This is a genomic window from Mixta sp. BE291 (assembly GCF_031457955.1).
Classification (GTDB): Bacteria; Pseudomonadota; Gammaproteobacteria; order Enterobacterales; family Enterobacteriaceae; genus Mixta.
On record NZ_JAVDXN010000001.1, the window covers coordinates 38,954 to 53,422 of the forward strand.

At 57.4% G+C, this 14,469-nt stretch carries 15 protein-coding genes and 1 riboswitch; of the genes, 11 read left to right on the plus strand and 4 right to left on the minus strand.

All coding sequences use genetic code 11. The annotated features are described in order from the left end of the window. Positions 1-71: 71 nt before the first annotated feature. From bioB to bioD, 4 genes are read left to right on the plus strand one after another with little or no spacing between them, the layout of a single operon-like run. On the plus strand, positions 72-1,103 hold the full coding sequence (gene bioB / locus J2X14_RS00215; RefSeq protein WP_352409219.1) for a biotin synthase BioB: 1,032 nt from the start codon (positions 72-74) through the stop codon (positions 1,101-1,103). Further along, a complete protein-coding gene (gene bioF, locus J2X14_RS00220) occupies positions 1,103-2,257 on the plus strand; it encodes an 8-amino-7-oxononanoate synthase (RefSeq protein ID WP_352409220.1) in 1,155 nt (384 codons plus the stop codon). Before bioB ends, bioF begins: the two co-directional genes overlap by 1 nt. After that, positions 2,238-2,996 carry a malonyl-ACP O-methyltransferase BioC gene (gene bioC / locus J2X14_RS00225; protein ID WP_352409221.1) on the plus strand — a complete coding sequence of 253 codons (759 nt, stop codon included), beginning with the start codon at positions 2,238-2,240 and terminating at the stop codon, positions 2,994-2,996. Before bioF ends, bioC begins: the two co-directional genes overlap by 20 nt. After that, positions 2,989-3,660 (plus strand): dethiobiotin synthase, encoded by a 672-nt coding sequence (gene bioD / locus J2X14_RS00230; RefSeq protein WP_352409222.1) that lies wholly within the window; start codon positions 2,989-2,991, stop codon positions 3,658-3,660. The genes bioC and bioD overlap by 8 nt, the downstream gene beginning before the upstream one ends. Before the next feature lie 9 nt (positions 3,661-3,669). Here bioD and J2X14_RS00235 read toward each other — a convergent pair whose 3' ends face one another. After that, on the minus strand, positions 3,670-4,386 hold the full coding sequence (locus J2X14_RS00235; protein WP_352409223.1) for an ATP-binding cassette domain-containing protein: 717 nt from the start codon (positions 4,384-4,386) through the stop codon (positions 3,670-3,672). A gap of 905 nt (positions 4,387-5,291) precedes the next feature. On the opposite strand from J2X14_RS00235, the gene uvrB reads away from it, so the two are divergent. Continuing rightward, positions 5,292-7,316 carry an excinuclease ABC subunit UvrB gene (gene uvrB / locus J2X14_RS00240; RefSeq protein ID WP_352409224.1) on the plus strand — a complete coding sequence of 675 codons (2,025 nt, stop codon included), beginning with the start codon at positions 5,292-5,294 and terminating at the stop codon, positions 7,314-7,316. An 85-nt stretch (positions 7,317-7,401) separates the two neighbouring features. On the opposite strand, the gene J2X14_RS00245 is transcribed toward uvrB, so the two are convergent. Further along, positions 7,402-8,310: a gluconeogenesis factor YvcK family protein gene (locus tag J2X14_RS00245; RefSeq protein ID WP_352409225.1), complete on the minus strand. Its 909-nt coding sequence runs from the start codon at positions 8,308-8,310 to the stop codon at positions 7,402-7,404. Positions 8,311-8,614: 304 nt separating this feature from the next. Continuing rightward, positions 8,615-8,746, plus strand: a riboswitch (molybdenum cofactor riboswitch). Here J2X14_RS00245 and moaA point away from each other — a divergent pair. The 5 genes from moaA to moaE all read left to right on the plus strand — a co-directional run bounded on the left by moaA (position 8,703) and on the right by moaE (position 11,432). Continuing rightward, positions 8,703-9,722 (plus strand): GTP 3',8-cyclase MoaA, encoded by a 1,020-nt coding sequence (gene moaA, locus J2X14_RS00250; RefSeq protein ID WP_502889920.1) that lies wholly within the window; start codon positions 8,703-8,705, stop codon positions 9,720-9,722. (Overlaps the previous riboswitch by 44 nt.) Before the next feature lie 14 nt (positions 9,723-9,736). Continuing rightward, positions 9,737-10,252 (plus strand): molybdenum cofactor biosynthesis protein B, encoded by a 516-nt coding sequence (moaB, locus tag J2X14_RS00255; RefSeq protein WP_352409226.1) that lies wholly within the window; start codon positions 9,737-9,739, stop codon positions 10,250-10,252. Between the two features lie 2 nt (positions 10,253-10,254). Next, positions 10,255-10,740 carry a cyclic pyranopterin monophosphate synthase MoaC gene (gene moaC / locus J2X14_RS00260; RefSeq protein WP_352409227.1) on the plus strand — a complete coding sequence of 162 codons (486 nt, stop codon included), beginning with the start codon at positions 10,255-10,257 and terminating at the stop codon, positions 10,738-10,740. After that, the gene (gene moaD / locus J2X14_RS00265) at positions 10,733-10,978 is read left to right on the plus strand and encodes a molybdopterin synthase sulfur carrier subunit (protein WP_352409228.1); all 246 of its coding nucleotides are present in this window, start codon (positions 10,733-10,735) and stop codon (positions 10,976-10,978) included. Before moaC ends, moaD begins: the two co-directional genes overlap by 8 nt. 1 nt (position 10,979) lies before the next feature. Further along, positions 10,980-11,432, plus strand: a complete 453-nt coding sequence (gene moaE, locus J2X14_RS00270; protein ID WP_352409229.1) for a molybdopterin synthase catalytic subunit MoaE — start codon at positions 10,980-10,982, stop codon at positions 11,430-11,432. On the opposite strand, the gene J2X14_RS00275 is transcribed toward moaE, so the two are convergent. Continuing rightward, positions 11,429-12,226 carry an OBAP family protein gene (locus J2X14_RS00275; RefSeq protein WP_352409230.1) on the minus strand — a complete coding sequence of 266 codons (798 nt, stop codon included), beginning with the start codon at positions 12,224-12,226 and terminating at the stop codon, positions 11,429-11,431. The genes moaE and J2X14_RS00275 overlap by 4 nt on opposite strands. Before the next feature lie 156 nt (positions 12,227-12,382). On the opposite strand from J2X14_RS00275, the gene J2X14_RS00280 reads away from it, so the two are divergent. Then, positions 12,383-13,471 carry a DUF1615 domain-containing protein gene (locus J2X14_RS00280; protein ID WP_352409231.1) on the plus strand — a complete coding sequence of 363 codons (1,089 nt, stop codon included), beginning with the start codon at positions 12,383-12,385 and terminating at the stop codon, positions 13,469-13,471. Positions 13,472-13,522: 51 nt separating this feature from the next. Here J2X14_RS00280 and J2X14_RS00285 read toward each other — a convergent pair whose 3' ends face one another. Continuing rightward, complete coding sequence (locus J2X14_RS00285; RefSeq protein ID WP_352409232.1) at positions 13,523-14,206, minus strand: thioesterase II family protein; 684 nt, start codon at positions 14,204-14,206, stop codon at positions 13,523-13,525. Positions 14,207-14,469 lie beyond the last annotated feature (263 nt).

The window sequence follows — 14,469 nt, forward strand, 5'->3', positions numbered from 1 at the left end:
AAATAAAAAGATTTAGTTTACAAGTCTACATCAGATTACATGATAAAAACGACCCCCTTCTGGAGTAAGCAATGTCAATGCGTTGGACCCTGGCACAGGCTCAGGCCCTGTTTAATAAACCTTTTCTTGAATTAATGTTTGAGGCGCAGCAGGTACATCGCCAGCACTTCGACCCGCGTCAGGTACAGGTCAGTACGCTGTTATCGATTAAAACCGGCGCCTGCCCGGAGGATTGCAAATATTGCCCGCAAAGCGCCCGCTATAAAACCGGGCTGGAAGCGGAGCGTTTGATGGAAGTGGAAGAGGTGCTGGCCTCGGCGCGCAAGGCGAAGGCGGCAGGCTCCTCCCGTTTCTGTATGGGCGCGGCATGGAAAAACCCCAACGATCGCGATATGCCTTACCTGGAAAAAATGGTGCAGGGCGTGAAGGCGATGGGGCTGGAAACCTGTATGACGCTGGGCACGCTGAACGATGAGCAGGCGCAGCGGCTGGGCAGCGCCGGGCTTGATTTCTACAATCACAACCTGGATACCTCGCCGGAGTTTTACGGCAATATCATCACCACCCGCAGCTATCAGGAACGACTGGATACGCTGGAGAAAGTGCGTGAAGCGGGAATTAAAGTCTGTTCTGGCGGCATCATCGGGCTGGGCGAAGAGGTGGAAGATCGCGCCGGACTGCTGGTCCAGCTGGCGAATCTGCCGACGCCGCCGGAAAGCGTGCCGATCAACATGCTGGTTAAGGTCAAGGGCACGCCGCTGGCGGATAACGACGATGTCGATCCGTTTGATTTTATCCGCACCATCGCCGTGGCGCGCATCATGATGCCGCGCTCGCACGTGCGTCTTTCCGCCGGTCGCGAGCAGATGAGCGAGCAGACCCAGGCGATGTGCTTTATGGCGGGCGCGAACTCCATTTTCTACGGCTGCAAACTGCTGACCACGCCGAATCCGGAAGAGGATAAGGATCTGCTGCTGTTCCGCAAGCTGGGCCTGAATCCTGAACATACCCATACTCGTGCAGGCGATAACGAGCAGCAGCAGGCACTGGCGCAGCAGCTGGTTAACGCCGATACCGCGCAGTATTACAACGCGGCCCATTAATGAGCTGGCAACATCGCATCGCGACGGCGCTGGCCGAGCGTCGGCAGCAGCAGCGTTTACGTCAGCGCAGCCTGGTGACGCCGGAAGGCGCGGGCGGGCTGCTGCATAACGGCAAACGCTACCGCAACTTCGCCAGCAACGATTACCTCGGACTCAGCACCGATGCGCGGCTGGTGCAGGCCTGGCAGCAGGGCGCTGAACGCTACGGCGTGGGCGCCGGGGCATCGGGTCACGTTACCGGCTATGCGCTGCCGCATGCCCAACTGGAAACCGAACTGGCTGACTGGCTGGGCTATCCCTGCGCGCTGCTGTTTAATTCCGGTTACGCCGCGAATCAGGCGGCAATTGGCGCGCTGGCAGGCGCGGGCGATCGCATTCTGGCGGACAAGCTGTCGCACGCTTCACTGCTGGAGGCCGCCAGTCTGAGTCCGGCTACGCTGCGCCGTTTTGTCCATAATCAACCTGCAGGGCTGCAACGGCTGCTAACGCCGCAGGAAACGGGCGAAACCCTGGTGGTGACGGAAGGCATCTTTAGTATGGATGGCGACAGCGCGCCGCTGGCAGCGTTGCATCAGCTAACGCAGCAGGCGGGCGGCTGGCTGCTGGTGGATGATGCGCACGGCATCGGCGTGCAGGGCGAGCAGGGGCGCGGCAGCTGCTGGCAGCAGGGCGTGCGGCCGGAATTGCTGATCGTCACTTTTGGCAAAGCGTTTGGCATCAGCGGCGCGGCGCTGCTGTGCGACAGCGACACCGCCGATTATCTGCTGCAGTTCGCCCGCCACCTGATTTACAGCACTGCGATGCCGCCCGCACAGGCGCAGGCGCTGCGTGCAGCCTTGCACGCGGTACAGCAGGGCGATGATTTGCGTGAGCAACTGGCGGCCAATATTGCCCGCTTCCGCCGTGGCGCGGCACAGCTCTCTTTGACTTTAATGCCTTCCTCCAGTGCGATTCAGCCGTTGCTGGTGGGCGACGATAGCCAGGCGCTGGCGCTGGCCGATCGTCTGCGCCAGCGCGGCTGCTGGGTAACGGCGATTCGCCCGCCAACGGTGCCGCCCGGCACCGCCCGGCTGCGGATTACCTTAACCGCACGCCATACCGCAGAAGATATCGATCGGTTACTGGAGGCATTGTATGACGCACAAAGTGAATAAACAGGCGGTGGCGCAGGCGTTTGGTCGCGCGGCCAACGGTTACGATCGCTTTGCCGAACTGCAACGCTACAGCGGCGAGCGGTTAATGGCGCACCAGCCTGGTTTATGCGCCGCAACCGTGCTGGACGCGGGCTGCGGCACCGGCTGGTTCAGCCGTCGCTGGCGCGAGCTGGGGCATCAGGTGATCGCGCTCGATTTCTCGGCGGGCATGCTGGCGCAGGCGCGGCGCGATGAAACGGCGCATCACTACCTACTGGGCGATATCGAAGCGTTGCCGCTGCGCGCGCAGAGCGTGGATGTGAGCTGGAGCAATCTGGCAATCCAGTGGTGTGACGATCTGGCGCAGGGGCTACGCGAACTCTGTCGGGTTACCCGGCCCGGCGGGCGGGTGCTGTTTTCTACCCTGGCTGAACCTTCGCTGCATGAGGTACGCAGCGCATGGCAGGCGCTGGATGATTATCAACACGTTAATACATTTCTTTCCGAGGCGGCGATCCAACAGGCTGGCGCGGGTCTGAAGCTGCGGCTGAGCAGCGAAACGGTGGAGCAGCATTTTCCCGATGTGCGCAGCGCGTTGCAGTCATTAAAAGGCATCGGCGCGACCCATATTCATCAGGGACGCGCCAGCGGGCTGTTGACGCGTCAACGCCTGCAACAGCTGGCGCAGCACTGGCCGCAGGATGCGCGCGGCTATCGCCTCTCTTATCAACTGGTTATTGGAGTAATTGATTGTGAGTAACTGCTGGTTTCTGACCGGAACCGATACTGAAGTGGGCAAAACCGTCGCCAGCAGCGCATTGCTGCAGGCCGCTAACCGCGCAGGTCTGCGTACCGCGGGCTACAAGCCGGTGGCCTCCGGCAGTGAAATGACGCCCGATGGCATTCGCAACGGCGATGCGCTGGCGCTACAGCGTAACAGCAGCCTGACGCTGAGCTATGAAGAGGTCAATCCGCTGGTGTTTATGGAGCCAACCTCGCCGCACATCGTCAGCGCCGATACCGGCCAGCCGATTGAGTTTGCCCGGCTCTCCAGCGGATTGCAGGCGCTGCGCGACAAGGCGGACTGGGTGCTGGTGGAGGGCGCAGGCGGCTGGTATACGCCGCTGTCGGAACAGCAAACCTACGCTGACTGGGTGCGCCAGGAGCAGCTGCCGGTGATTCTGGTAGTGGGCATTAAACTGGGCTGTATCAACCATGCATTGCTCAGCGCCGAGGCGATCCGTAACGCCGGGCTGCCGCTGGCGGGCTGGATTGCCAACGATATTCAGCCGCCGGGCCGCCGTCATCAGGAATATATGGCGACCCTGCAACAGCGCCTGCCAGCGCCGCTGCTGGGGGAAATTCCTTTCCTGGAGCAGATCGACGACGCGGCGCTGGGCGACTATCTGCGTCTGCCCGTCTGACGGAGCGTTTCAGCTGACCGCCAGCCATTTATCCACCATATTTTCATCCAGCTGCGCAACGTGCCCCTGTGCCACGTTGCGTCCTCGATGCAGCAGCAGAAAATTGCGCGCCACGTGACGAACCACGGAAACGCGCTGTTCCAGCAGCAGAATGGTCAGGCCGAACTCGCGGTTCAGACGATGCAGCAAATTACCGGTTTCTTCCTCCAGCCACGGCGACATCCCTTCGGTCGGCTCATCCAGCATCAACAGCTGCGGCTGTAACGCCAGCGCCCGCGCCAGCGCCAGATGCTGCTGCTGTTCCAGCGACAACATGCCGCTGCGCTGATGGCGTTGCTGCCACAGCATGGGAAACAGGTCGTAAACCAGCGATGGAATCGCGCAGTGACGCCCCTGCTGACCCGCCAGCAGGGCGATTTGTAGATTTTCCTCCACGCTGAGCTGAGAGAATATTTGCCGTCCCTGCGGGACATAGCCGATTCCCAGCCGGGCGCGCGTGGCCGCTGGCTGCATCAACAAATTTTCCGGTGGCGATCCCGCCTGCTGCCAGATCATGCTGCCGCTGTTAACCGGCAGATGACCCATAATGCAGTTGACCAGGGTGGTTTTCCCCATGCCGGGCTGGCCGATAATACCGGTGCAGCTGCCTGGCGACAGCTCAAGATCCACATCCCACAGGATATGATGGTTGCCGTAGAACTGATTGACCGAACGTAAACGCAGCATCGGATATTCTCCTGTACCGTTCAAAACACTCTGCCGTCGGCCTTAAGCGGGGCCGCTAACAGCTATCGACGGCGTGATATCACCGTCTTTTCCCGTGGGGCCGCACAAACAGCGGTGACAGGAGATTGCGGATCTCTTGCAATCCGCAGGCCAGAACAGGAGCAACGCATAAAAAGCGGGCGGGGGTATGCCGTTCACCGCAGGGAATGGTCAACAATGCTTAATGATTTAACCCGGTAATAAAACGGCTGCACATTGGCAGTGCCGGCGATCACGGTTATGGTGCAGCGGAACCGCTATCAGGCGGAGAAATTAATTAATAACGCCTTGACGTTTACCTCGGAAAAGCGTTGATAACGCCGAATAGCCGGTGCTAAACAGGAAAATTCAGGAACAGGTCAGAGTGAAAAAGGCGAAAAAAAAATATTTCATCTCTGTTACGGCGTCGGGAGGAATTTTATTCACCCCCGATGTTGCGGGGCCTGTAAACAGTTATCCACTATTCCTGTGGATAACCATGTGCATTACCCAGTGAAAACAACGTGCAGGCCAGAGCGGGCGCGGCTTTTTCCTGAACTGGCGCGAAACTGGGCTTTATTTATATTTAATTTAATTTCAGTAAGTTAGTTAAAATCAAGCCTGCGATATCCCATGCTTTTTCGCACGCTTGCTTTTGCGCTGCGCCTATTGACAAATGTTAAATAGCGCGCTTGCTTGGGGATAACCTTGTGTCCCTTAATATTATCCCCATGTAATGATAAGCCTTAAAATTGTCGCTTTGCCTTTTCCATGGGCATCAGGCAAAATAACTGATTATTTATCCAGTGTCACGTGCTGGAAAAATCATCGAAGCGGAGTAAAATTATCCTCCTGTCCGTGCAATTCTTCAGCAGAGATCATGCCTAATGAGTAAAGCCTTTAAACTTAACTCCGCCTTTCAGCCTTCCGGCGATCAGCCAGAGGCGATACGCCGTCTGAAGGAGGGGCTTGAAGACGGTCTGGCACACCAGACACTGCTGGGGGTGACCGGTTCCGGGAAAACCTTCACCGTTGCCAACGTGATTGCCGATCTTAACCGGCCGACGATGGTGCTGGCGCCCAACAAAACGCTGGCGGCGCAGCTATATGGTGAGATGAAAGAGTTCTTTCCCGATAATGCCGTCGAGTATTTCGTTTCCTACTACGACTACTATCAGCCGGAAGCCTACGTGCCCAGCTCCGATACCTTTATCGAAAAAGACGCCTCGGTGAATGAACACATCGAGCAGATGCGACTTTCCGCCACCAAAGCGCTGCTGGAGCGGCGGGATGTGATTGTGGTGGCCTCGGTGTCAGCGATTTACGGCCTGGGCGATCCCGATCTCTATTTGAAAATGATGCTGCATCTGTCGCGCGGCATGATCATCGACCAGCGCAGTATTTTACGCCGCCTGGCTGAGCTGCAGTACAGCCGTAACGACCAGGCGTTTCAGCGCGGTACGTTCCGCGTACGCGGCGAAGTGATCGATATTTTCCCGGCGGAATCGGATGACATGGCGCTGCGCGTTGAGCTGTTTGATGAGGAAGTGGAGCGGCTGTCGCTGTTTGATCCGCTTACCGGCCAGATCGATTCCGTGGTGCCGCGCTTTACCATCTATCCGAAAACGCACTACGTTACGCCGCGCGAGCGCATTGTGCAGGCGATGGAAGAGATTAAAGTTGAGCTGGCCGACCGCCGTAAGAACTTACTGGCGAACAACAAGCTGCTGGAAGAGCAGCGATTGACGCAGCGCACCCAGTTCGACCTGGAGATGATGAATGAGCTGGGCTACTGCTCCGGCATCGAAAACTATTCCCGTTATCTCTCCGGGCGCGGGCCGGGCGAAGCGCCGCCGACCCTGTTTGACTATTTACCGGCGGATGGCCTGCTGGTGGTGGATGAGTCGCACGTAACGATCCCGCAAATCGGCGGCATGTATCGCGGCGACCGGGCGCGTAAAGAGACGCTGGTAGAGTATGGCTTCCGCCTGCCGTCGGCGCTGGATAACCGCCCGATGAAGTTTGAAGAGTTTGAGGCGCTGGCGCCGCAGACCATCTATGTGTCGGCCACGCCGGGCAACTATGAGCTGGAAAAATCCGCAGGCGAAGTCATTGACCAGGTGGTGCGTCCTACCGGCCTGCTCGATCCGATTATCGAAGTGCGCCCGGTCGCCACCCAGGTGGACGATCTGCTGTCGGAAATCCGTAAGCGCGTTGAAATCAACGAGCGCGTGCTGGTCACCACGCTGACCAAGCGCATGGCGGAAGATCTTACCGAATATCTGGAGGAGCACGGCGAGAAGGTGCGCTATCTGCATTCTGATATCGATACCGTCGAGCGTATGGAAATTATTCGCGATTTGCGTCTGGGCGAGTTTAATGTGCTGGTGGGCATTAACTTACTGCGTGAAGGGCTGGATATGCCGGAAGTGTCGTTGGTGGCGATTCTGGATGCCGATAAAGAGGGCTTCCTGCGTTCAGAACGCTCGCTGATCCAGACCATCGGCCGTGCGGCGCGTAACGTCAACGGCAAGGCGATTCTCTATGGCGATCGCATTACGCCATCGATGGCGAAAGCGATTGGCGAAACCGAGCGCCGCCGCGAGAAGCAGATAGAGTACAACGCCGAGCACGGTATTGTGCCGCAGGGCCTGAACAAGAAAATCACCGATATTCTTGAGCTGGGCAAAAGCAATACCAAAGGTAAAACGCGCGGCAAGAGCAGCAGCCGTGGCGTTGCCGCCGAGGCGGATGGCAACTATCTGGCGCTTACGCCGCAGGCGCTGCAGAAGAAAATCCATCAGCTGGAAACCCAGATGCAGCAGCATGCGCAGAATCTGGAGTTTGAAGAGGCCGCCAACGTGCGCGATCAGCTACATCAGCTGCGCGAGTTGTTTATCGCCGCTTCATAAATCACGCACAGCAAAAAAGCCGCGGCCTGAAAAGGCGCGGCTTTTTTATTGCCCCGACCGGGGCATGACGGGCAGGCGTTGGCGCTTAGCCAGTCCTCTGCATTGCCTGTTCCAGCGCCAGACGCAGCAGCTGGCGATCGTGACGGTAGGGAATATCCGCCGCTTCCAGCGGCTGTTGCACAATCAGCCGATCCTGCACGCCCTGTACATCCGTCTGCGGGCCGACCACCACGGCATCAATCACCTTTTTGCCGATGTACTTTTCCATCATTGCCAGCTTATCTTCCAGCCGCAGCGCGGCGGCGGCAGGACTAAGCTCCCGACCGAGATTGTCGATAAAAACCAGCGGGGCAGAGGTGCGACGCAGCGCCTGCGCCATTTCATCCAGCAGCAGCAGCGGCATCAGGCTGGTAAAAAAGCTGCCGGGGCCGATCAGAATCAGGTCAGCTTCGGCAATCGCCGCTATCGCTTCATGTGTGGGGGCTACGTTGGGATAGAGCATCAAATCCTGCGGCACGCGCGCCAGCGTATCGATCGCTGTTTCGCCATACACCATATGACCTTCGCTGTCGGTGGCCATTAAATCCACCGGCTGTTCCGACATCGGGATCAGCAAGGCATCCACCTTCAGCATATTGCGTATCAGGTTAATCGCCTCCAGCGGGCGCACGCTAAGATGATCGAGCGCTTTTAGCATCAGATTGCCGAGATTGTGCCCGGCCAGCTCACCGTTACCGGCAAAGCGATACTCAAACATGGCCGACGCCACGCCCGGCTCGGTAATCAGCTGGTTCAGGCAGTTACGCGTATCGCCCCAGGCAATGCCCCCCTCCGACTGGCGGATACGGCCGGTAGAGCCGCCGTTATCAGTGGTGGTCACGATGCCGGTCAGGCGCGAGCCCAGCGAAGCAAGAGCCGACATCACGCGCCCCAGTCCGTGTCCGCCGCCCAGGGCGACCACCCGATCCAGATCCGCAAGGGTACGATTACGCATAATTCTCCTGACAATAAGTGACGGTAACCTTAACCGTCGGGTCGGCACAGGATAATCGTTTCTGGTAGCGTTTAACACTCTATGACCGCGCCGGGCGCTGGCTACCGGGCGAAAAGCGCGTAGAAATAAGTTATCACAATCATCGTTCAGGCTGCGCTTGTTGGTAACGAAAACCATCGTGCAGAAAAAGGCGGCGATCGTGCAGCAAAATGCGGTTAAATTTCGATATATATCGGTTTATATAGCGAAATTGCACGTGGCATACCCGGATAAATAGCGTTACTATTTGCAGACTCCTGTTTAACAGGCAAAACCACACTCAAGCCTTTACGCCTACGTCGACAGATAGGGCGCACTGGCCGCAGCCATGCGCTGCCAGGGTGCAGAAAGAAATGACTGCATCTCCCATTTGGAAAGGTGTTCTGGTGACCCAATTTATTGATTCTTATGCCCGCAAGTTCTATTACTTGCGTTTGTCGATCACAGATGTGTGCAATTTTCGCTGCACCTATTGCCTGCCGGATGGTTATAAGCCGCAGGGCGCGACAAACAAAAGTTTCCTTTCGCTTGATGAAATTAAGCGCGTTACGCGCGCCTTTGCCGATGCCGGTACGGAAAAAATCCGCCTGACCGGCGGCGAGCCGAGCCTGCGCCACGACTTTATCGATATCATCTCCGCCGTGCGTGAAAATGCAGGAATCCGTCAGTTGGCCGTCACCACCAACGGTTACCGTATGGAACGCGATGTCGCCCGCTGGCGTGCCGCAGGCCTGACCTCTATTAACGTTAGCGTCGACAGCCTTGATGCGCGTCAATTCCATGCCATTACCGGCCAGGATAAATTTCACCAGGTAATGCGCGGTATCGACGCTGCCTTTGAGGCAGGGTTTAGCAAGGTGAAGGTCAATAGCGTGCTGATGCGTGATGTAAACCATCACAGCCTGCAAACCTTCCTTGACTGGATTCGACACCGTCCGATTCAGCTACGCTTTATTGAGCTGATGGAAACCGGCGAGGGCAGCGATCTGTTTCGCCGCCACCATATTTCCGGTGAAGTGATCCGCGATCAGCTGATTATGCAGGGCTGGCAGCGTCAGAGTCGGGCGCGCAGCGACGGCCCGGCGCAGGTGTTCAGCCATCCAGATTATCAGGGCGAAATTGGCCTGATTATGCCCTACGAGCGCGATTTTTGCGCCAGCTGCAATCGCCTGCGCGTCTCAGCCGTCGGCAATCTGCATCTCTGCCTGTTTGGCGACGGTGGGGTGCCGCTGCGTGACCTGTTGGCTTCCGATGCGCAGCAGCCTGAGCTGCAGGCGCGCATCGCCGCCAGCCTGGGGCATAAAAAACAGACGCACTTCCTGCATCAGGGCAATACCGGCATTACGCAAAATCTCTCATTTATCGGCGGCTAAACGCGGAGCAAAGCATGGGCAAAGCCACAATGGAATTTCAGGCGCTACAGATTGCGGTACTGACCGTTTCCGATCGTCGCGACGCTTCAGACGATACCTCAGGCGACTACTTACGCGAGGCGGTGACCGAAGCGGGTCATCAGGTTCTCGACCACGCGATTGTTGCTGACAATCTCTATCGGATCCGGGCGGTGGTTTCCAGCTGGATCGCCAGCGAGGACATTCAGGTTATCCTGATCAACGGCGGCACCGGTTTTAACAGCAAAAACAGTACGCCGGAAGCGCTGCTGCCGCTGTTTGACCGCGAAATCGACGGCTTCGGCGAGGTGTTCCGTATGCTGTCGTGGGAGGAGATTGGCTCTGCCACATTGCAGTCGCGCGCGGTAGCAGGGCTGGCGAATCAAACGCTGATTTTTGCCATGCCGGGCTCCACCTCCGCCTGCCGTACCGCCTGGGAACGCATTATCTGTGAGCAGCTGGACGCCCGTACGCGCCCCTGCCAGTTCGTATCACATCTGAAAAAAGCCTAACTATGTCGCAATTAACTCATATTAATGCTGCGGGCGTTGCCCATATGGTGGACGTTTCTGCCAAAACAGAAACGCTGCGTGAAGCGCGCGCGGAAGCCTGCGTCGTGATGGCGCCCGCTACGCTGCAAATGATCATCGAAGGGCGTCACCATAAGGGCGACGTGTTTGCTACCGCGCGTATCGCCGGGATTCAGGCGGCGAAGCGTACCTGGGATCTGATTCCGCTCTGCCATCCGTTGATGCTCAGTAAAGTGGAAATTGAACTCACCGCCGAGCCGGAGAAAAATCGGGTGCGCATCGAAGCGGTGTGTCGGCTGACCGGCAAAACCGGCGTCGAGATGGAGGCGTTAACCGCGGCGTCCGTGGCGGCGCTGACCATTTACGATATGTGTAAAGCGGTGCAGAAAGATATGGTGATTGAATCCGTGCGTCTGCTGCACAAAAGCGGCGGCAAATCGGGCGATTTTCAGGCGGTGGATAATGATTAATGTGCTGTTTTTCGCGCAGGTGCGCGAGCTGGTGGCAACCTCTTCGTTAGCGCTTCCGGCAGAGTATGCCACGGTGGAAGCGTTGCGCGCTGCGCTGGCCGCACGCGGCGATCGCTGGGATTTGGCGCTCAGCGCCGGGAAGCTGCTGGCCTCGGTTAACCAAACGCTGGTTTCGTTACAACATCCATTACAGGATGGCGACGAGGTCGCTTTCTTCCCGCCAGTGACCGGAGGTTAATATGACAACCCGTATTCGCGTAGGCGAGCCGCCATTCAGCATGGCTGAAGAGTATCAGTGGCTCGCCGCCTGCAACGATGATGGCGCGGTAGTCACGTTCACCGGTAAAGTGCGTAACCATAATCTGGGCGAGCATGTTTCCGCCCTGACGCTGGAGCACTATCCCGGCATGACGGAAAAAGCGCTGGCGGAAATCGTGGAAGAGGCGCGCGGGCGCTGGCCGCTGCAACGGATAAGCGTGATCCATCGCGTTGGTGCGCTGTTCCCCGGCGATGAGATTGTATTTGTCGGCGTGAGCGCCGCGCATCGCGCGGCGGCGTTTGCCTCCGCCGAGTTTATTATGGACTATCTGAAAACGCGCGCGCCCTTCTGGAAGCGAGAAGCGACGCCCGAAGGCGACCGCTGGGTTGAGGCACGCGACAGCGACCAGCAGGCCGCTGGCCGTTGGGATTAGTGATGTGCTTTATCGCGTTTGGTCTGCTCTGACGGGCCAAATGCCGTACTGCCGTGGGCGTGCTCGCCGCCGCCTTCGACGCGCTGGAGCTGAATCACCTCGCCATCCTGCCAGGCGTTAGCGCCTTTTACCACCGGATGCGCGATGATATCCGCCCGCTGCTGACGTATTTTCCGCGTATCAATCCCCATGCGAGCATCACGATCGGTTAACAGCTGCTGGTCAAGCTGACCGTCGGCGGTAAAGCCCATCATCAGCGCCGGGATGCCAAACGGCAATGTTTTGTCGCGATCGGTGTGCCAGGTATGCCAGGTTTTACCATAGGTGTTCACCAGTTTGGTCATCAGCGCCTTATCCGCCGTGTCCGGTAATCCCGGCGCGACCAGCGAGCCCGATTTCACCTCATAATCATGGCTGTGCCACAGTTTTTTCTCTTCCGGCGGCAGCGTTTTAAACAGCCGCTCGCTGATAATATATTCCACGCCCATTAAGCGCGCGTCGCGCGTGTTGCCGTCATAAATCAGCGCCTGCATCACGTCATCGTTCAGGATCGTGACGTAATGGTGCGCTTCCATTTGGCCGTTTTTATCGCCGTTGTAAAAGTGAAAGCCATCAAGGTAGGCGTTGATGGCATCAATCGGCGGGCGCGACTGCATGGCGGCGGCACCGGTATCGAGCAGCTTCATTTTCGTTGAGGTCGGTGCGCCGGGAGTATTGACCTGCGCGGGGGTGTTATTGCCGCCGCAGCCAGCCAGCGCCAGTGCTGCAACCAACGGTAACCATAAGTTTTTCATCGCTAACTCCTGTCATAATAATTAACAAAACTTAACGTTAGTCTATAAATAGCAAAGTGAAAGGCGCAAAGGCGCGAAATGAAAACGGAGCGGGGCTGGCATTTCAGCACGGCAGTGGTTAAGGTGCGCTTATCTTCAAAACAGACAGGGACAGGCATGTCATCTCAGTTATTTCGTCTGCTGCCGCTGGTTGCGCTGCTGGCGCTGGCGGGTTGTACCAGTAAACAGCCAAAAACGCCGCAGCAAACGCCGCAGCAGATGCAGGCTCGTATTATCGCGCTGATGCCGGGCGACGTGCGTCAGAAGTCAGACTGGGCCAGCGATATCGCCACCGCGTTTCGTACGCAGCAGATCGAGGCCAGCGACAGTAATATTTGCGCCGTGATCGCCGTCGCCGATCAGGAAACCAATTTCAACGCCGACTCACCGGTACCCGGTTTGCCAAAAATTGCCTGGGGCGAAATCGATAAGCGCGCGGCACGGCTGCATATTCCTGCCTTTTTGGTGCGCACCGCGCTGATGATTAAGTCGCCTAACGGGCGCAGCTACGCCGACCGTTTGGATAGCGTGCGCACCGAGAAAGAGCTGAGCGCTATTTTTGATGACTTTATCAATATCGTGCCGATGGGCCAGACGCTGTTTGGCAATCTGAACCCGATCCATACCGGCGGCCCGATGCAGGTCAGCATCGCTTTCGCCGAAGCGAATGAACAGGGCTATCCGTGGCCGGTTGAGACCTCGCTGCGTCAGGAAGTGTTTACCCGGCACGGCGGCATCTGGTTTGGCGTGAAACATTTGCTGGGCTATCCGGTTAACTACAGCACACCGCTTTACCGCTTCGCCGACTTTAACGCAGGCTGGTATGCCAGCCGCAACGCGGCGTTTCAGGCCGCGGTGGCGCGGACGACCGGTATGAAACTGGCGCTGGACGGCGATCTGATTATCTATGGCTCCGATAAAGCGGGCGCAACGGAGCTGGCGGTACGTACGCTGGCGACGCAAATCGATATGCGCCCACGGGCGATCCGGCGCGATCTGGAGAAGGGCGATAAGCCAGAGTTTGAGGAAAGCGAACTGTGGAAGCAGGTTTTTGCACTGGCGGATAAGCAGGCCGGACGGCGGATGCCACGTGAAATGCTGCCCGGCATTAAGCTGGAAAGCCCCAAAATTACCCGCAATCTGACCACCGCCTGGTTTGCCCAGCGGGTAAACAGTCGCTGGCAGCAATGTATGGCGCGGCGCTAGCCCTGTCTGGCCAACTTATGGCTATAGCGCGGCGTGCCAGGCGTAACCCTGTTACTTGAGGTGCAATGTTTCAGTGATAACTGACACTATCTCTGCGCTTGCCTGGTGAAGAAAAAAATGTCCTCCTGCAAAGCCTGCGCAGCGGCAGGGGGCCTGCGTATGTTTTTGCCAGCCAGCCATTTCAGCGCGGCTGGTTAGCGCATCCTGCTCGCCATATATTGCCACAATCGGGCAGGATAGCGGGGTAAGCATCAATGGACGGTAGCTATCTAAAAGGGCATAGTCGGCCTGAATAACGGGAGCGAACCAGGCGACAAGGGCAGGAGAAGCGAGGATTTCTGGCGGGGTACCGCCCAACTCCGTCATCCACTTTACTAGATCAGATTGTGACATGGTATGCACGTGTTGCGAAGGCCGTAGCTGATGAGGGGCGTTCATCGCGCCAACCACCAGCGCCGATGCAGGATAACCATGACGTTGCAGAATCTGAGCGGTTTCAAAGGCAACTAACGCCCCCAGACTATAGCCAAATAAAATAATGTCATGCTGCCCGGCTATTTTCTCTGCCGCCTGATAGGCCAGCTGTTGCAGTGAGCCAGCAAATTTTTCAGCCTGACGGCTTCCCCGGCCGGGGTAAACCCATTGTTCGAAGCCCATACTGGCAGGCCATGCATTCGCCAGCGCAGAAAAAGCATGATCGCTGCTGCCTGCATACCCAAACGCAAAACACTTCATGTTACGCCTTCCTCCAGAATGTCCTCACAATCTCCTGAGCTGCTTACGCCATAGATCGCTGGAAAATGAATGGACATGCGCCGAATGCGTACCGCGGGAAAAAGCAGCCTGAAGCGATGTAGTAACCGTGCGCGATTTTTTGCATTAAGTAATTCTCCTTAATTATTAAGATATTATATTTATCGGGCCGGCAAGTGAACTTATTTTTCGTCTTTAAATATTAACCATGGTAATCATTTTTAATGGATCTGTTTTTGTGCTTG